Consider the following 17,793-nt stretch of genomic DNA (forward strand, 5'->3'; position numbering starts at 1 on the left):
GATCTTCGACGTAAAACCTAGCTCCCGCGCCTAATAAACACGACAAGATCGAGCGTAGAGAAAGCCATGAATGAATATGCACCGCTGCGCCTGCACGTTCCCGAACCGTCTGGCCGCCCAGGCTGCAAGACCGACTTCAGTTACCTTCGCCTGACCGACGCCGGTCTGGTGCGTAAACCCCCTATCGACGTAGAGCCTGCCGACACGGCCGACCTGGCCAAAGGCCTGATCCGCGTGCTCGATGATCAGGGCCAGGCTCTTGGCCCCTGGGCCGAAGGCGTATCGACCGAGGTGTTGCGTGCTGGCATGCGCGCCATGCTCAAGACCCGTATTTTCGACACGCGCATGGTGGTCGCCCAGCGCCAGAAAAAAATGTCGTTCTACATGCAAAGCCTTGGCGAAGAAGCCATCGGCAGCGCCCAGGCCCTGGCCTTGAACATCGACGACATGTGCTTTCCGACCTATCGCCAGCAAAGCATTCTGATGGCCCGCGATGTGCCTCTGGTCGATCTGATCTGCCAATTGCTGTCCAACGAACGCGACCCGCTCAAGGGCCGGCAATTGCCGATCATGTATTCGGTGCGTGACTACGGTTTTTTCAGTATTTCCGGCAACCTCGCAACCCAATTCGTACAGGCAGTCGGCTGGGGCATGGCCTCAGCGATCAAGGGCGACACTAAAATCGCCTCGGCCTGGATCGGTGACGGCGCCACCGCCGAGTCCGACTTCCACACCGCCCTCACCTTCGCTCACGTCTATCGCGCCCCGGTGATCCTCAACGTGGTCAACAACCAATGGGCGATTTCAACGTTCCAGGCCATTGCTGGCGGCGAATCCACCACCTTCGCCGGGCGCGGCGTAGGCTGCGGCATCGCTTCACTGCGAGTTGACGGTAACGACTTTATCGCGGTGTACGCCGCCTCCGCCTGGGCCGCCGAACGCGCCCGTCGCAACCTGGGACCGACCCTGATCGAGTGGGTCACCTATCGCGCAGGCCCGCACTCCACTTCGGACGATCCATCCAAGTACCGTCCTGCAGATGACTGGAGCCACTTCCCGCTGGGCGATCCGATTATTCGCCTCAAACAGCACCTGATTGCCACCGGCAACTGGTCAGAAGAAGAACACGTTGCCGTCAGCGCCGAACTCGAAGCCGAAATCATTGGCGCGCAAAAGGAAGCCGAGCGTTTCGGCACCCTGGCCGGCGGGCAAATACCCAGCGCCGCGACGATGTTTGAGGACGTGTACAAGGAAATGCCCGAGCATTTGCGTCGGCAACGTCAGGAATTGGGGTTATAACCAGATGAACGACAACAATAAAATTCAGATGGAGAACGCCGTGAGTACCAGCACCATGACGATGATCCAGGCCCTGCGCTCGGCCATGGATGTCATGCTTGAGCGCGACGATAACGTAGTGGTGTTTGGCCAGGACGTGGGCTACTTCGGCGGCGTATTTCGCTGCACCGAAGGCCTGCAGGCCAAGTACGGCAGCTCGCGGGTGTTCGACGCGCCGATCTCGGAAAGCGGCATCGTTGGTGCTGCCGTGGGCATGGGCGCTTATGGCCTGCGCCCGGTCGCCGAAATCCAGTTTGCCGACTACTTCTACCCGGCTTCCGACCAGATCGTGTCTGAAGCTGCGCGTCTGCGCTATCGTTCGGCCGGTGAGTTTATCGCCCCGATGACCATCCGCATGCCTTGCGGCGGCGGGATCTACGGCGGCCAGACGCACAGCCAGAGCCCGGAGGCCATGTTCACCCAGGTCTGCGGCCTGCGCACCGTGATGCCATCCAACCCCTACGACGCCAAAGGCCTGCTGATTGCCGCCATCGAAAACGATGACCCGGTGATCTTCCTCGAGCCAAAACGCCTGTACAACGGCCCGTTCGACGGCCACCACGACCGCCCGGTTACCCCGTGGTCGAAACACCCGGCCAGCGCCGTACCCGACGGTTATTACACCGTACCGCTGGACTGCGCCGCCATCGTGCGCCCCGGCACTGAAGTCACCATCCTGACCTACGGCACCACGGTGTATGTCGCGCAAGTTGCCGCCGAAGAAACCGGTATCGACGCCGAAGTCATCGACCTGCGCAGCCTGTGGCCGCTGGATCTGGATGCCATCGTCACCTCTGTCAAGAAGACCCGCCGTTGCGTTGTCGTGCACGAAGCCACCCGCACCTGCGGTTTTGGCGCCGAGCTGATCGCACTGGTTCAAGAGCACTGCTTCCACTACCTGGAAGCGCCAATCGAGCGCGTAACCGGCTGGGATACACCGTATCCGCATGCTCAGGAGTGGGCCTACTTCCCTGGCCCGGCGCGAGTGGGTGCAGCTTTACAACGGGTTATGGAGGTCTGAATGGGTACGCACGTTATCAAGATGCCGGACATTGGCGAAGGCATTGCTCAAGTTGAACTGGTGGAATGGTTTGTCAAAGTCGGCGACATGGTCAGTGAAGACCAGGTAGTGGCCGATGTGATGACCGACAAGGCTACCGTAGACATTCCCTCCCCCGTCGCTGGCAGAGTCCTGGCCCTGGGCGGCCAGCCCGGCGAAGTGATGGCAGTGGGCAGCGAGCTGATCCGCATCGAAGTCGAAGGCGCGGGAAACCTGCGTGAAAGCGCCCAGCCTGCCGCTGCACCAGCACCGGTGGCCGCCGCCCCTAACATTGCGCCACAGGCCCGCGTCGAAGTCGCCGTGGTTGCGTCGCCCGCGATTAAAGCCGCAGCGGTGCTACGGGCTGCACCTGTCGCCCGCGAAGCCAATGAACGCCCACTTGCCTCCCCGGCCGTGCGTAAGCGCGCTTGGGATGCCGGGATCGAGCTACGCTTTGTAGTCGGTAGCGGCCCTGCTGGCCGTGTGCTGCATGACGACCTGGATGCTTACCTGGCACAAGACACCAGCACCAGCGTCGCGCCTGCCAGTGGTTACGCCAAACGCAATGATGAACAGCAAATCCCGGTAATCGGCCTGCGCCGCAAAATCGCCCAGCGCATGCAGGACGCCAAACGCCGCGCGGCGCACTTCAGTTATGTCGAAGAAGTAGACGTCACCGCACTCGAAGAACTGCGTGCCCAGCTCAATCAGAAGTGGGGCGAAAGCCGCGGCAAGCTGACCTTGTTGCCGTTTCTGGTACGGGCGATGGTCGTAGCCTTGCGCGATTTCCCACAGATCAACGTACGCTACGACGACGAAGCCCAGATCATCACTCGCTTTGGCGCGGCGCATATTGGCGTTGCGGCACAAAGCGACGCAGGCCTGATGGTGCCGGTGGTTCGCCATGCCGAAACCCTGAACCTGTGGGGCGCCGCCGATGAAATTGCCCGGCTGGCCAATGCCGTACGCACCGGCAAAGCCACCCGCGAAGAACTCTCCGGTTCGACCATTACCCTGACCAGCCTTGGCGCGTTGGGCGGCATTGTCAGCACGCCGGTGGTCAACCTGCCCGAGGTGGCGATCATTGGCGTGAACCGTATCGTCGAACGACCAGTAGTGGTCAAAGGCCAGATCGTGATCCGCAAAATGATGAACCTCTCCAGCTCCTTCGATCATCGCGTGGTCGATGGCATGGACGCGGCACAATTTATCCAGGCCATGCGTGGCTTGCTCGAACAACCTGCCACCCTGTTTCTGGAGTGAACATGCAGCCAACACAACACACCACGCTGCTGATTATCGGTGGCGGCCCTGGCGGCTATGTCGCGGCGATCCGCGCTGGCCAGCTAGGTATCCCGACGGTCCTGATCGAAGGCCAGTCGCTGGGCGGCACCTGCCTGAACGTCGGCTGCATCCCGTCCAAGGCACTGATTCACGTTGCCGAGCAGTTTCATACCACCCAGCGCTACAGCACCAACAGTTCGCCACTGGGGATCAAGACCCAAGCGCCGACTCTCGATATCGGCCAGAGCGTGCAATGGAAAAACGGCATCGTTGACCGCCTGACGACCGGCGTTGGCGCGCTGCTGAAAAAGAACGGGGTCAAGGTCATTCATGGCTGGGCCAGGATCCTCGATGGCAAGGCGGTTGAAGTCGACGGGCAACGCATCGAATGCGAACACCTGCTGCTGGCCACCGGCTCACAAACCATTGATCTGCCGATTTTGCCGATTGGCGGAGCAATTATTTCGTCTACCGAAGCCCTGCAGCCAACAGCCATTCCCAAGCGCCTGACCGTGGTCGGCGCCGGGTATATCGGTCTGGAACTGGGTATTGCCTACCGCAAGCTCGGTGCCGAAGTCACGGTGGTAGAAGCCCGTGATCGAATCCTGCCGACTTACGACAAGGATCTGACGCTGCCGGTGGCCGAGTCCCTCAAGGCGCTGGGCATTACCCTGTATCTGGAACACAGCGTCGAAGGATTCCAGGCCAGCACCAAAACCCTGTCCATGCGCGACCGCATGGGCCAGAGCCAGACATTGGAAACCGACCAGGTGCTGGTTGCTGTCGGGCGCCGTCCGCGCACTCAAGGCTACAACCTTGAATCCCTGGCGCTGGCCATGAATGGCCCGGCAATTCGCGTGGACAACCGTTGCCACACCAGCATGCGCAACGTGTGGGCGATTGGCGACCTGACCGGCGAGCCGATGCTGGCTCATCGGGCCATGGCCCAGGGCGAGATGGTCGCCGAAATCATTGCCGGAAAGCAGCGCGAGTTCAGCCCTACGGCCATTGCTGCGGTGTGCTTTACCGACCCGGAGATCGTCGTGGTCGGCAAAACTCCGGCTGAGGCTGAAGCGGCGGGCCTGGACTGTATCAGTGCCAGCTTTCCGTTCTCCGCCAATGGCCGGGCCATGACCCTGGAATCCAAAACCGGGTTTGTGCGGGTTGTGGCACGCCGTGATAACCACCTGATTGTTGGCTGGCAAGCCGTGGGCGCGGGGGTTTCCGAGTTGTCGACGGCCTTTGGCCAGTCAATGGAAATGGGCGCTTGCCTGGAAGACATCGCTGGCACCATTCACGCTCACCCGACCTTGGGTGAAGCTGTGCAAGAAGCCGCGCTGCGTGCTTTGGGGCATGCGTTGCATCTGTAACTAAATAGGTAAGAACCCCCGTAGCAGCTGCCGAAGGAACGAGGCTGCGTTCGGCGGCGCAGCCGTCGTAAAACCTGAAGTCGCGGCCTATCAGTAAAATCGCGGACTCAGGTTTTACGATTGCTTCGCAATCGAACGCAGCCTCGTTCCTTCGGCAGCTGCTACGGGGGGTTCTTATAAGGTGGCAATCCAACGCTGGGCGTAATGGCCCAAGACCAGTAGAATCGCGCTCTTTTTTCCAGGGCGCTCGCCATGACCTCTCTCAAACCCCCCCATGAAGCCGAGTCCCGAACCAGCGAGCTGGTCTTCGGTCTTGAAGACCGTCCCAAGCCGTGGATCGGCTTTCTCGCAGCGCTGCAACATCTGTTGGCCATCATCGTACCCATCGTCACCCCCGGCCTGTTGATCTGCCAGGCGCTGGGCGTCTCCAGCCGCGATACCAACCTGATCGTCTCCATGTCGCTGGTCATCTCCGGCATCGCCACCTTCGTCCAGTGCAAGCGCTTCGGGCCTTTCGGCGCCGGGTTGCTGATCGTGCAAGGCACCAGCTTCAACTTTGTCGGCCCGCTGATTGCGGGTGGCGCGCTGATGGTCAAGCAAGGCACGCCGGTCGAAGGCGTGATGGCTGCGATCTTTGGGGTAGTGATTGCCGGTTCGTTTGTGGAAATGGGCATCTCGCGGGTTTTACCCTTTGTAAAACGCATGATCACCCCGCTGGTCACCGGCATCGTGGTGCTGATGATTGGCCTGACGCTGATCAAAGTCGGCCTGATCAGCATGGGCGGCGGCTTCACTGCGATGGGTAACGGTACGTTTGCCAATGGCGAAAACCTGCTGCTGTCGGGTGTGGTACTGGCGATCATCGTCATCCTGAACCGCATCCCGCTGGTATGGATGCGCAGTTGCGCCATCGTTATCGCACTGGCCGTGGGCTATGCACTGGCTGGCTACCTGGGTCGCCTGGACTTCACCGGCATGCATGAAGCCGAACTGTTCCAGGTGCCGATGCCTTTGCACTTCGGTCTAGGCTTCTCTTGGGCGCTGTTTATTCCGATGCTGGTGATTTACCTCGTCACCTCGCTGGAAGCCATTGGCGACGTGACCGCCACCAGCAAGGTATCGCGCCAGCCGGTCGAAGGCCCGGTCTGGATGCAGCGCATCAAGGGCGGCGTGCTGGTCAACGGCGCCAACTCGTTTCTGGCGGGTATTTTCAATACCTTCCCCAGCTCGATCTTCGCCCAGAACAATGGCGTGATTCAGCTCACCGGCATTGCCAGCCGCCACATTGGCGTATGGATTGCCGGCATGCTGATTCTGCTGGGCCTGTTCCCAAGCGTGGCCGGTGCCATTCAGGCCGTGCCAGAGCCGGTGCTTGGCGGTGCAGCAATGGTGATGTTCGGCGCCGTAGCCGCCTCGGGGATCAACATTCTGGCCAGCATCAACCTGGACCGCCGCGCTCTGCTGATCATTGCCGTCTCCCTGGCACTGGGCCTGGGTGTGTCGCAGGTGCCTGAGTTCCTTGCGCATATGCCTGCAGCTCTGCGCAACGTGCTGGAGTCGGGCGTGGCCACTGGCGGTATCTGCGCCTTGCTGCTGAACTGGTTCCTGCCAGAAGCAGAGAAAAACCCCGCGCTGTAAACGACTACGCACAGCAGGATCGCCTTGGGGATCCTGCTTGGCCTTAGAGCTTCGTCTTACAGATAATGACCAGTTAGCGCCTCAATTCTTTCCCTATTTCTCCGTTTGTCTTACTCTTTTCAACACCATTAATGCTTGGCTTTGGCGACGTGAATGAGTACATACGGTGAGCGGCTGAAACACGAGCGTCTACGCCTTAAACTGACACAGGCACAACTGGCCGTTGCGGGTGGCGTTGGGCGCCATGCGCAAAGCGGCTATGAGCGCGACATCACCCTGCCCCGCGCCGATTACCTGTCGGCCATCACGCAGTCAGGCATTGATGTGCTGTTTATCATCACCGGCCGCCACTCCCTGAATATCAACACCCCTGCGTTCTTACCTGGAGATCGTTGTGACCGAACCCGGAACCAATCATCAAAAAGCCCTTGATCGATTTCTCGCTGAACACCCTGAGCTGGTCGAAGAACTTGATACGTTAAATCCATTGGCTGCCCGCGCGGTGGGTCAGTCGATGAAGGAGTATCGCCAGGATCGCTTGAACGAAGCCTTTGAAGCCGAAGCCGAACGCCTGGGCTTTTTTGCTTGGGAACTGACGCTTAAGTTGACCAGCGCCAGCGCGCAGGAATTTGAGGCCCAACGCCTTGAGGTCCACCGCGAGGTGGCGCAAATGGCCGGTATGGACTGGGCTGAATACTGCGAATTGCATGGTCTTGAAGGCGCAGCCTGACTGAGCACTTGTAGATACTCTGTTCCAGGGCCTGCTCGCGAATGATCTCTGTAGCCGCTGCCGAAGGCTGCGATAAGGTCCGCAGGACCTTAGATTCGGGTCAAAGGGATCGCTACACAACCCATCGCAGCCTGCGGCAGCGGCTACGAAGAAACGGTTCTACCCGGATACCAGATATTCGAACACACCTTCTCCAGCAACGCCTTGTTGTGGCTGAACACAATCAACCCCAACTCTCGGTGCTTGGCTTCTTCCAGCAACACTTGCCAGACCTGCGCCTGAATATGTGCATCCAGTTGCGCCGTCACTTCATCAGCAATCAGGTAACGGGTGCGTGGGTCCAATGCTCTGAGCAAGGCGATACGTGCCAGCTCCCCGCCCGACAATTCGTCCGGACGGCGTGCCAACCAGCCAGGGTTTACCGCCAGACGCTTTAGCCAATCGGCATCCGGCGACCAGGCATCGCGCAGGCTTTCACCGGTGGTGCGGTAAGGGTTGAACGTTTGCTCGGGATGCTGCGGTACTAGTTGGACCGGGCAATAGCCCTTTTTCGACAGTGGTTTGCCGCCCACACGGACACTGCCCGAGGTTGCCGACTGCCATTGCGCCAGCACTCGGCCGAGGGTAGTTTTGCCGTAGCCGCTAGGTGCAGAGATGCCTTGACGCTCCCCCGGTCTGACCTCGAATGACACCGCATCCCAAAGCCGGTGGCCATCCTGAACAATGCTTAATTGCTGGACCTCAAGCATATTCCGGCACCCTGCGCGCAAAGAACTGCTGCTCGGGCAACGCCGCCCACAGCGACTGCAGCCAAGGGCTGCCGCCGTTTTCGCGCAATTCTTGCGCACTCAGGGTTTCGTGCAATTGGCCCTGATGCAACACCGCGATCCTATCGGCAAAGCGCGCCGCCAGCGCCAGATCATGGGTGACCCACAAAATCCCGCGCCCCTGCAGGCAAAAGCTCTTGAGGTGAGTCAGCAACTGACAGGCATGGTCGTCATCCAGCCACGAGGTGATCTCGTCAGCCAGGATATAGCGCGCATGGGTCAGGGCCGCACTACTGGCCAGAACGCGCTTGGCCATCCCGCCCGAGAGTGTGCGCGGAAACTCATTGATCAATTCCGGCTGCAAGCGGTAGCGGCGAAGTTGCTCAGCCACATCGTCCAGCCCCAGCTTGACCCCGCTCAATTGGGCTGCCCGCATCAATTGCGGTCCGAGCTTGATCAGCGGGTTCAGGGCGCTGACACCCTGGGGTACGTAACACACGGTTTTACCGCGCTGATCGACCTTGCTGGCATCCCCCAGTACCTGCCCGTCGAGCATAATGTCACCCCGGCAGCGCATGTTTTCAGGCAACAAGCCCAAGGTGCTTTGCAGCAGCAGGCTTTTACCTTCACCGCTGGAGCCCACCAGCGCCACCAGTTCGCCGGGGTGAACCTCAAGGCAAATATTGCTCAGCAGAGGATGCCAGGTCTTGTGCCCCAGCCAATGGTAGTGAGCAACGTCGATCGCAAACTGGTCGAATTTCAGCATCAGGTAATCCTTATCCAGAGCTGCTGCAATGCCCGTGCAAATTGGTCAAAAACCAGTACCAGGCCCACCAGTATCAAACCCGGGAAAAATGCCAGCCACCAAGCGCCGCTGCTCAAATACCTTAGCGCATCGGCCAACAACAGGCCCAATGACGGGTCATGTGGCGCCAGGCCAAAACCCAGAAAACTCAACGCCGCCGAATGCAAGACCGCGTGGGGGAACATCAACAAGGTGCCGATGATCCACTGCGGCAACAGCAACGGCAGCAAGTGATGGCGCCAGCGATAAAAGCTGCTGTTGCCCAGACGGTGCGAGAGCATCACGAAGTCAGTCTCGCGTATCCGCAGGATCTCGCCACGCAGGATCAAAGCCAGTCGCGGCCAATGGGTCAGCGCTACTGCCAGGATCACCCCCTGTTTGCCGCCGCCCAGGGTGAAACAAATCAATACCAGCAACAACAAATGCGGCAGCGCCAGCATGCTGTCGATCAGCCCGCGAATCAGGTAGTCGAGGGTTTTGTTCACTGTGCACAAACTGGCGGCCAGCATCGCCAAAAAGCCGCTGCTGAAGGCGGCGGTCAGGCCGATCTGCAGGCTGGTGGTCATCCCCTGAAAACACCGCAACCACAGGTCACGGCCGAGGCTGTCAGTACCAAACCAGTACTCGGCCGATGGCGGCAGGCGCCGGGCCAGCAAGTCCATGGAAACATCGATATTGATGATCGAAATGCCGTAGACGATCAATCCCAGCAACAGCAGCAGCGAAAGACAAAGCCTGAGCAAGGCGCGATTCGGGTCGTAAGTCATATCTGGCGCGCCGCCCCACGGTTGAGGCGCAATACCAGCGCGTTGGCGATGCTGTTGCCGGTAAACACCAGCACGGCACAAAACATCACAATCCCCATCAGCAACGGAATATCACCGCGCAAACCGGCATCAATTGTGGCCTGCCCGAGGCCCGGATAGGCGAAGACTTTTTCGGCCAGTAACGAGCCGCCAATCAACTCCCCCACCGAGGCAAATTGCAGGCACAAGGCGGGGGTCACCGCGTGACGCAGAATGTGGAAATTGATCAGTGGCCAACCTTTATCGCCTTGGGCATGGGCATAGCGAATAAATTCGCTGTTCATGACCTCAGCGACCCGCGAGCGGGTATGCAGGGCGATATTGCCCACGCCCAACACCCCAAGTGCCAGCATGGGCAGAATCAAATGCCTGAGCCTGTCACCCCAGGTTGCGGTTTCAGCATTGCTGCCGGGGGTCCAGGCGCAGCAGATCGGCGCCCAATTCAGGGTCACGGCAAACAGTGACAGCAACAGCAAGCCAATCCAGAAGGTTGGCATCGACGCGAGCACATAGGACAAGGTTGAGATCAGCCGGTCCGGCCAGCGATTCAAGTAACGCCCCGCTGTCAGGCCCATCGCCAGGCCAACGATGCCGGAAAACAGCCACGCCGAAAACAGCAGCGCAAAAGAGGTAGCAAAGCGCTCGCCAATCACTTGCGAGACCGGTGCGTTATAAAGCATCGAGTAGCCGAAATCGCCTTGCAGCATTTGCCCGAACCAGCGCAAAAAACGTTCCCACAATGGCAGGTCGAGCCCCCAGCGCGCAGCAATCAACGGATATTGCTCAGGGGGCACGTGCAGTAAGTCGTTGCCGATATAGGCACGAATCGGGTCCACCGGCGAAAAACTCAGCAAGGCAAAGGTGCCCGCTGCCGTTACCAGCAGCAGGCCCAGTAAACGCACAACAAACAACGAGAGACCGCGTATCACTTGCAGGTCCACTTCCAGCCGTCAACGCTATTGAGCAACGACCAGGAACCGTGAATTTCCGGGGCGCCCTTGCCCAGGTCGATGCATTCATCTGTCAGGTAGGTGTGCTGTACGTTGAGCAACCAGGCCCAGGCTGCATCGCCTTTTACGCCCACGCCGGTTTTGCCGTCCCACTCCACTTGCTGCCAAAACGGCACAGCCTGCTGCCAGGTCGGCGCATCCAGCGCTTGCTGCAGATGCTGGTCAACCAATGGATTTTTGTAATAGCCGGGGTTGTAGTACTCAACGCCTGCCGCCTTGCTGCTGTAGTGATGGTAAAGCTCCATCGGGTCAAGGCTGCCCCAGCCAAACAGGGTCGGGTTGGCGTGCATGTTGCGTTCAACGGTTTCCCAGCTGCCGGATTTCAAGTCCACGTCAATGCCGACAGGTTTGAGCATCGAACGCACGGCCTGGGCCAGATCACGACGCGTGGCATCACCACTGGCGTACCACAGGGTGACTTTGGCTGGCAGGCCGTTTTTCTCGCGGATACCGCTGGCGGTTTCTACCCAACCGGCCTCATCCAGAATCTGTTTGGCCCGGGCGATATCGCCATCCTTGAAGGCCGCATCCGGGTTATCCCACGGCAAGCCCTGGACGCCGGTATACGCCGGGATAGCGTGACCTTCGAGAATCTGGTCGGCAAGCAACTGACGATTGATGGCGTAGTTGATGGCTTTGCGGATGGCGACATCGGCCGTCACATCATTACCTATGGGATAGCCCTGAGCGTCTTTCTTGCCTGAGGCGATGGTTGGCATCACGATGCCACGGTTTTCCACGCTAGGACGAACCCACAACTTCATGCCCGCCGCCGGCGTTACGGCCAGCGAAGGCGCAATACGCACAATGCCCAACTGCTTGCTTTGCGCGGCAGCAAATGCACTGTCCTCATCGAGGAAGACAAACACCAACTTGTTGAAATCGTTTTTCTGCCCCGCGTAGTACGGGTTGGCCTCAACAATCAACTGCTGGCCCGGCTGATAACTGACCAGTCGATAAGGCCCTGCGCCAATCGGTTTTTGCGCGTAGGTTTTGGCGTCGTATTTATCCGCAGAGACGATACCCAGCGAGCCGAGCACATTGACGAAGGTGCTTTGCGGGGCCTTTAGCTCAATACGCACAGTAAGCGGATCAACCGCTTCGGCCTTGAGAAAGTTGCCCATGTCGACCTTGCCACCGCTGGCCGCCGCATTGTTGTAGGTGTACGCCACATCCTTGGCCGTTAACGGCAAGCCGTCGGAAAACTTCAAGTCGGGTTTGAGCTTCAGAGTCCAGGTCTTGCCGTCGTCACTGGTCTTATAGTCGCTGAGCAGAAAACTGCTCCAGGACAAATCTTCATTCTGTTTGAGCAATGGGCTGTGCAACAGCAGGTAACTGCCATGACTCCAACCCAACATCGGGTCAAAACCTTCAGTGGGCTCATCGCCAATGGCCAGTTGCAGGGTGCGGTCCTGCGATGAATAAGCAGGCGCTGCCAGTACACTGAGCAAAGCAGCCGCCACCAGGGTGTTGCGCATCCATGCAGGCTTTGACATCCATCCTCCTGATAATAAATAGCCTCGCCCAAACCGGGTAGCAAGCGGCTATACGCACGTGATCGCGCCCATCAGTAATAGCAGTCTGATTTTAAATAGCCAGTTATCCATCTGATTTTTTAGGCTTTTTCCCATCTCTCTGCATAACCTTGTAACAATTGCTGCAAGTCAGGTTCGATGATTGTGGCTGTGCTATACCAATGGGTAAGTTTTTTCAGTCACGGCAAACAGACTCAACTGACAGAGGTTCGCATGTTCAAAGGATTAGCCAGTCACCTCAAAGACAAGAACGTCCATTCATTCACCGCCTTGCCGTCCAACAATATTGAACTGTTCGACTGCTATACCGGATTGATCCTGGGCCATCTGTACCGCAACTTCCCTTTGCCTATCACCCTCACTGCCGAGCATTTTATCGACTACAAAACCCTTGGCGACAGCAACCGCGAAGCCTTGGAGAAAGAAGAAAACCTGTTTCTGGCCACCGTCAAATGGCTGGCCGACATCGGCTATATCCACTTCGACGGCATGTCAGGCGTTGCGTTCTACGAAGTAGTACTGACCAACAGCGGGCTACTGATTTTGCGCGCCTACCCTGAAGGCACAGATACCGCCCCCACCCTCGGCGAAAAGCTGGCGCAGAGCATCAAGGACGAAAACACAGCGGACCTCAGAGCACTGGTGACCCAGGCCCTGAGTTTGGGAGTGCGGATGATCAGTCCGATGAGTCGCTCGGGGATTTAAGCCAGGAGCAACGATCCGCATGCCACTGCAACGCTTCAGTACTGGCCATCGCTGAGGGCGATACTGGTGTATTGAGTGGCATGCCTTCGTATTGGGCGTAGTCCGATTTACTCAGCGCCGGAGCCAAGCGAATAAGGCGAGTGTCTGGTTCAATGGCAATCAGATACAAATCGAACAACGTATGCAGATCGGCGCGAAGCAAGACACCGTTGGCGACGGCATTGGTCTGCTGCCCCCTATAGGGATGAATATGCGCAGCCTCCAGCACTTCCGGTTGATCGCAGCCTGTGATTGCGCAGCGCTCGGCATAAGCCGCCAATAACTTCTTACGAAACGCAGCCTGCCCGCGACGACGAACAATACTTGCAGCCACTCGGTTTCTCGCGTCTTCAATATTTTGGGGATCGAAGGCGTGTTCTAGTTCGGCTTGGGTTTCGGCTACTGCCAGCTCCTGAGCTGCTGGGCTGAGGCCCGGTAGCGAATCAATCATTTCAATCAATATAGACTTGATGGCTGTACCGATATTTTTTTGCGGCTTTAGTCCTTTAACCCACTCCAGGCCCCTCGCATCATAGATGGCGGAGATGTTTTGCATTCGGCGTTCAAAAGCCCCCTCATCGCGACCAAAACGCTCGGCTAAGCCACGATAAATATGAGCCTTAACAAACTTTTGTCCTGCTGCCTGCTTTTCCAACATTGCCCGGTATGCCTCAACCGACGCCGCTAGCTCCTTGTCACTCCATCCGCCCGACATCACCCTATCCTTATGAATCTGCACGTAGGCACACACGGTAGGGAAATTTACCCGACAACGTAAGCAGAATGTGCCTGCCGTAGGAAAGAGTCGAGATGCCGAGCGCTTAATCCTTTACTGAACCACAACCCGCCTCCCACCCACTCGCCACCCCAACTGAATCCCTGCCGCGGCAACCAAAATCGCCACAACACCCACCCATTGCAGCAACCCCAGCCGATGGCCAAAGGCAAACCAGTCGACAAAAATTGCAGCTATGGGGTAGATAAAGCTCAGTGCTCCGATCAGTGCCGTGGGCAGTTTCTGGATTGCTCCGTAGAGAAGTACGTACATCAAGCCGGTATGGACTACACCAAGAGTGAGTAAAGAACTCCAGGCCTGTGTGCCAGCTGGTAGCTCGCTGAAATTGGCCATTGGAGCCAGCAGCAGTACTCCGGTGCTGACCTGGATCAGCGCGATCAGGTGCGGCGGCACTCCGCGCAGACGTTTGATGATCAGTACGGCCACGGCATACATCAACGCTGCGCTCAATGCCAAGGCAATCCCCAGCAAGTACTGATTGCCGCTCTCCCCTTGCCCCTGATGAGCGCTGACGATGGCCAGCATTCCGACGAAGGACACCGCCAGCCAGGCCAGTTTTTGCAGGGTGATTTTTTCGCCGAGAAACAACGCCGCCAAACCAAGCAGAATAAACGGTTGGACGTTGTACACGGCGGTGCCGATGGCAATGGAGGCGCGTGAGTAGGAAGCAAACAACAGCACCCAGTTGGCGACGATGGCCACTGCGCTCAGCACGATCAATCCAAAGGTATGGCGATTCAACAAACCGGGGCGCAGAAACCCCATCAGTCCACAGATCACCAGCAACGTGGCTGCACCAAATACACAGCGCCAAAACACTACATCCAGCACCGCTTGCCCGGAGAGCAGAACCAGCCAGCCAATTGTCCCGGAGATCAACATGGCGGCGACCATTTCCAGCGAACCGCGTTGCATTGTCTTGTCCATAACTGCCCCCTTTAAAGTAGGAAACAGTATGGCAATCCCGACACAGGCAGCTCCATAATCCAAAAAAGGCGAGTCGGTATATTTGCCTTTAGTGTTGAGGCATTCTGCCGATTTTGCCTAAGGAGCAAGAAATGAACGACGAGATTGATCAGCTTTTGATTAGTGCCTTGATGGAAGATTCACGTAGCTCCCTGAAGACCCTCGCTGGCATCAGCGGGTTGTCCTCGCCCAGCGTCGCCGAGCGGATACGCAAGCTGGAAGAGCGCAAAGTGATCACTGGTTATACCGTGGATATTGATCCCAAGGCATTCGGTTATCAGCTCCAGGCGATCATCCGGATTCGGCCGCTACCCGGCCAGTTGCAGGAGGTAGAACGCCAGATCCAGAACACCCCGCAGTTCACCGAATGCGACAAGGTCACGGGGGAAGACTGCTTTATCGCCCGCTTGCATGTCCGTTCAATCGAGCAATTGGACAGCCTGCTCGATGAGCTGAATGCATACGCCGAAACCAATACGGCGATTATCAAGAAGAGCCCGGTAAAGCGCCGCTTGCCGCCCATGGCATAAGTTCACGCCCAGGCATGGGCCTCAACCACCCGCCTCACTTTTGCCAGGCCTTCACGCAGTGAAGCCATGCCCACCGATCCCAGCGCCAGCCTGATGGCATGGGGTACATGGGCTGATGTCGCAAACGGCTGAGCGGTGGAGACCGATACTTGTTCGCGCAGTAATGCCGCCGCGACCTGATCCGCTCTGGCATCCTCCGATAAAGGCAGCCAGACAAAGTAGGACGAAGGGTGGCGAACAGTGTGCATCCCGGCCAATAGTTCGTCAGCGATAAGCTGCCGTGCTTGTGCGTCTTTGCGCTTCTGTGCTTCCAGGCGGCTTACAGTGCCATCGTCGAGCCAAGCGCTGGTGATCGCTGTCATCACGCCAGGTGCATTCCAGGCGGTGACCCGGATGATTCGCTCCAGAACCCCGACTTTTTCCGCAGGCGCGACGATAAAACCTACGCGCAAGCCTGCTGCGACACTTTTGGAAAATCCAGAAACGTAGACCGTCCTTTCCGGCGCCAATTCGGCCAAAGGTATCGGAGGGTTTTCGACCAAAAACGCGTAGGCCGCGTCTTCGATAATATGCAGGTCATGCTTGCGAGCAATCGCGACCAACTGCTCTCGCTGCTCAAGGCTCATCACCCAACCCAACGGGTTATGCAAAGTCGGCATGCAATACACCGCACGCACCGAGCGGCTGCGACAGAGCTTGGCGAGGGCCTCCAGATCCGGGCCGCTTTCTGTGGTTGGAATCGGCAGGATTTCAAGATGCAATGCGAGCGCCAGAGCCTTGAAGCCTGGGTAGGTCAAGGCATCGACCGCGATCACATCGCCGGGCTGTAACAGTGCCATCAACGCCACGGTCAATCCGTGCTGCGCGCCATTGACGATTAATACCTGTTCGCCAGGTACATTCAGCCCGCACGCGCTCAAGTGCCGCGCCACCGATGCCCGCTCATGCAAGCGGCCGCCATGGGGCTGGTAGCGTAACAACGACTCCAGGTCGCCAGACAACGCCAATTGCCGCAAGGCGGTGCGCAGCATGTCGGCCTGGCCAGGCAAGGAGGGATAGTTGTAGTTGAGGTCGAGCATCCCGGCTGTCACGTCGGGCTGGTCGATACCATGACCGGGAGGCAACGAGGTCTCCCTGACAAAGGTGCCACGCCCGGTTTCTCCGCTGACCAATCCCATGGCCTCAAGTTCTGCATAAACCCGGCTTGCCGTGACCAGCGCCAACCCTTCGCTGGCGGCAAGCTGGCGGTGAGTGGGCAAGCGCGTGCCCGGAGGCAATCGCCCTGAGCGGATATCAACTGCAAATGCGTCAACCAGCGACTTGTAGCGGGATCGAGACATCGGGCTTTGTATCCATGACAATATTTTGATTGTCATTAATCATCAGCCATAGGATGTGCTGCATGCAATCCCCCGATCAGCCTTGAGTGTGAGACTCGATGGAACGTACCTCAAACCTGCAAAACCCCACCTCTGAAAAGAACCTGAGTGGCTGGATCAACGGGTTCATCGGCGTGGTTATTTTCAGCGCTTCACTGCCCGCGACCAAGGTGGCGGTGCTGGAGTTTGATCCGGTGTTTCTGACCCTGGCACGCGCCAGTATTGCTGGTGTGCTTGCGTTAGCCTTGCTTGGGCTGTTCAAGGCCAGACGGCCGCAGCGCATCCATCTGCTACCCCTGCTGATCGTGGCCTCTGGCGTGGTAATCGGCTTCCCCCTGCTGACAGCGCTAGCCCTGCAACATGTGACATCGGCACATACCATTGTGTTTCTGGGCCTGTTACCACTTTCCACAGCAGCTTTCGCTGTAATGCGCGGAGGGGAACGACCCAGGCCAGCATTCTGGTTGTTTTCAGTCCTGGGCAGCGCTTTTGTGGTGGGCTACGCCTTCTCCCAGGGCCTTACGGCTGCCCCCGAAGGTGACATCCTGATGCTGCTGGCAGTGCTGATATGTGGCCTTGGTTATGCCGAAGGAGCCAAGCTGTCCCGCACGCTGGGCGGTTGGCAGGTGATTTCCTGGGCACTGGTGCTCTCGCTACCGCTGATGGCACCACTGGCATGGCTGTGGGCCCCCACTTCATTCACAGGCATCAGCCCTCCCGCCTGGTTTGGCTTGGCCTACATATCAGTCTTCAGCATGTTGATTGGTTTTGTATTTTGGTATCGAGGGCTGGCCCAAGGCGGGATTGCTGCAGTTGGCCAGCTTCAACTTCTGCAACCTTTTTTTGGATTGGCGCTGGCAGCCACAGTGCTGCATGAAACGGTAAGCATGGGCATGTTTGGCGTTACTGCGGTGGTGATTATGTGTGTGATTGCGGCCAGGAAGTTTGCCCGCTAACGGTTTATACGCGCAGCCGCTGAATTGGCTCTTTTGATTCTGTCGCCGCGCGACTTTTTATCGTAGGCCTCCTGAGCGTGCATGACACTCCCCGCCGCGT

Annotated in this window: 18 protein-coding genes; 10 read left to right on the forward strand and 8 right to left on the reverse strand. The window is 58.3% G+C overall.

The annotated features are described in order from the left end of the window. Positions 1-66 precede the first annotated feature (66 nt). The 7 genes from V6L79_RS18605 to V6L79_RS18635 all read left to right on the forward strand — a co-directional run bounded on the left by V6L79_RS18605 (position 67) and on the right by V6L79_RS18635 (position 7,399). Positions 67-1,299 carry a 3-methyl-2-oxobutanoate dehydrogenase (2-methylpropanoyl-transferring) subunit alpha gene (locus tag V6L79_RS18605; RefSeq protein ID WP_261738800.1) on the forward strand — a complete coding sequence of 411 codons (1,233 nt, stop codon included), beginning with the start codon at positions 67-69 and terminating at the stop codon, positions 1,297-1,299. Positions 1,300-1,303: 4 nt separating this feature from the next. Then, the gene (locus V6L79_RS18610) at positions 1,304-2,359 is read left to right on the forward strand and encodes an alpha-ketoacid dehydrogenase subunit beta (RefSeq protein ID WP_019826497.1); all 1,056 of its coding nucleotides are present in this window, start codon (positions 1,304-1,306) and stop codon (positions 2,357-2,359) included. Further along, complete coding sequence (locus V6L79_RS18615) at positions 2,360-3,640, forward strand: dihydrolipoamide acetyltransferase family protein (RefSeq protein WP_261738801.1); 1,281 nt, start codon at positions 2,360-2,362, stop codon at positions 3,638-3,640. A 2-nt stretch (positions 3,641-3,642) separates the two neighbouring features. Beyond that, positions 3,643-5,031 (forward strand): dihydrolipoyl dehydrogenase, encoded by a 1,389-nt coding sequence (lpdA, locus tag V6L79_RS18620; protein WP_261738802.1) that lies wholly within the window; start codon positions 3,643-3,645, stop codon positions 5,029-5,031. A 252-nt stretch (positions 5,032-5,283) separates the two neighbouring features. Beyond that, positions 5,284-6,669 (forward strand): uracil-xanthine permease family protein, encoded by a 1,386-nt coding sequence (locus V6L79_RS18625; protein ID WP_338579332.1) that lies wholly within the window; start codon positions 5,284-5,286, stop codon positions 6,667-6,669. Positions 6,670-6,822: 153 nt separating this feature from the next. Next, entirely contained in the window at positions 6,823-7,101 is a 279-nt protein-coding gene (locus V6L79_RS18630) for a helix-turn-helix transcriptional regulator (protein WP_321833794.1), read from the forward strand. Continuing rightward, positions 7,064-7,399 carry a DUF6388 family protein gene (locus tag V6L79_RS18635; RefSeq protein ID WP_338579333.1) on the forward strand — a complete coding sequence of 112 codons (336 nt, stop codon included), beginning with the start codon at positions 7,064-7,066 and terminating at the stop codon, positions 7,397-7,399. Before V6L79_RS18630 ends, V6L79_RS18635 begins: the two co-directional genes overlap by 38 nt. Positions 7,400-7,542: 143 nt before the next feature. Here V6L79_RS18635 and V6L79_RS18640 read toward each other — a convergent pair whose 3' ends face one another. The 5 genes from V6L79_RS18640 to V6L79_RS18660 are packed head-to-tail and all read right to left on the reverse strand — an operon-like array spanning position 7,543 to position 12,283. Further along, positions 7,543-8,148 (reverse strand): ATP-binding cassette domain-containing protein, encoded by a 606-nt coding sequence (locus tag V6L79_RS18640; RefSeq protein ID WP_261738806.1) that lies wholly within the window; start codon positions 8,146-8,148, stop codon positions 7,543-7,545. Continuing rightward, the gene (locus tag V6L79_RS18645) at positions 8,141-8,932 is read right to left on the reverse strand and encodes an ATP-binding cassette domain-containing protein (protein WP_261738807.1); all 792 of its coding nucleotides are present in this window, start codon (positions 8,930-8,932) and stop codon (positions 8,141-8,143) included. The genes V6L79_RS18640 and V6L79_RS18645 overlap by 8 nt, the downstream gene beginning before the upstream one ends. Next, positions 8,932-9,738, reverse strand: coding sequence for an ABC transporter permease (locus V6L79_RS18650; protein WP_261738808.1), 807 nt, complete (start codon positions 9,736-9,738; stop codon positions 8,932-8,934). Before V6L79_RS18650 ends, V6L79_RS18645 begins: the two co-directional genes overlap by 1 nt. Next, positions 9,735-10,706 carry an ABC transporter permease gene (locus V6L79_RS18655; RefSeq protein WP_321833797.1) on the reverse strand — a complete coding sequence of 324 codons (972 nt, stop codon included), beginning with the start codon at positions 10,704-10,706 and terminating at the stop codon, positions 9,735-9,737. Before V6L79_RS18655 ends, V6L79_RS18650 begins: the two co-directional genes overlap by 4 nt. Continuing rightward, positions 10,703-12,283 (reverse strand): ABC transporter substrate-binding protein, encoded by a 1,581-nt coding sequence (locus tag V6L79_RS18660; RefSeq protein WP_261738810.1) that lies wholly within the window; start codon positions 12,281-12,283, stop codon positions 10,703-10,705. The genes V6L79_RS18655 and V6L79_RS18660 overlap by 4 nt, the downstream gene beginning before the upstream one ends. A 252-nt stretch (positions 12,284-12,535) precedes the next feature. On the opposite strand from V6L79_RS18660, the gene V6L79_RS18665 reads away from it, so the two are divergent. Continuing rightward, positions 12,536-13,027 (forward strand): hypothetical protein, encoded by a 492-nt coding sequence (locus V6L79_RS18665; RefSeq protein ID WP_261738811.1) that lies wholly within the window; start codon positions 12,536-12,538, stop codon positions 13,025-13,027. Here the strand turns inward: V6L79_RS18665 and V6L79_RS18670 are convergent. Both V6L79_RS18670 and V6L79_RS18675 read right to left on the reverse strand, forming a co-directional pair. Then, entirely contained in the window at positions 12,999-13,724 is a 726-nt protein-coding gene (locus V6L79_RS18670; protein WP_338579334.1) for an HNH endonuclease signature motif containing protein, read from the reverse strand. The two genes, V6L79_RS18665 and V6L79_RS18670, sit on opposite strands and share 29 nt — an antisense overlap. A gap of 171 nt (positions 13,725-13,895) precedes the next feature. Further along, positions 13,896-14,789: a DMT family transporter gene (locus V6L79_RS18675; protein WP_321837937.1), complete on the reverse strand. Its 894-nt coding sequence runs from the start codon at positions 14,787-14,789 to the stop codon at positions 13,896-13,898. Between the two features lie 131 nt (positions 14,790-14,920). Here V6L79_RS18675 and V6L79_RS18680 point away from each other — a divergent pair, with 131 nt between their 5' ends. Continuing rightward, a complete protein-coding gene (locus V6L79_RS18680) occupies positions 14,921-15,358 on the forward strand; it encodes an Lrp/AsnC family transcriptional regulator (protein ID WP_321837938.1) in 438 nt (145 codons plus the stop codon). Between the two features lie 2 nt (positions 15,359-15,360). On the opposite strand, the gene V6L79_RS18685 is transcribed toward V6L79_RS18680, so the two are convergent. Next, the gene (locus V6L79_RS18685; protein ID WP_338579335.1) at positions 15,361-16,698 is read right to left on the reverse strand and encodes a PLP-dependent aminotransferase family protein; all 1,338 of its coding nucleotides are present in this window, start codon (positions 16,696-16,698) and stop codon (positions 15,361-15,363) included. Positions 16,699-16,796: 98 nt separating this feature from the next. Between V6L79_RS18685 and V6L79_RS18690 the strand changes: the two genes are divergently transcribed. Then, positions 16,797-17,693 carry a DMT family transporter gene (locus V6L79_RS18690; RefSeq protein ID WP_261738816.1) on the forward strand — a complete coding sequence of 299 codons (897 nt, stop codon included), beginning with the start codon at positions 16,797-16,799 and terminating at the stop codon, positions 17,691-17,693. The last annotated feature ends 100 nt before the right edge of the window (positions 17,694-17,793 follow it).

Origin of the sequence: Pseudomonas sp. ML2-2023-6 (assembly GCF_037055265.1) — a bacterium.
Lineage (GTDB): Bacteria > Pseudomonadota > Gammaproteobacteria > Pseudomonadales > Pseudomonadaceae > Aquipseudomonas > Aquipseudomonas kulmbachensis.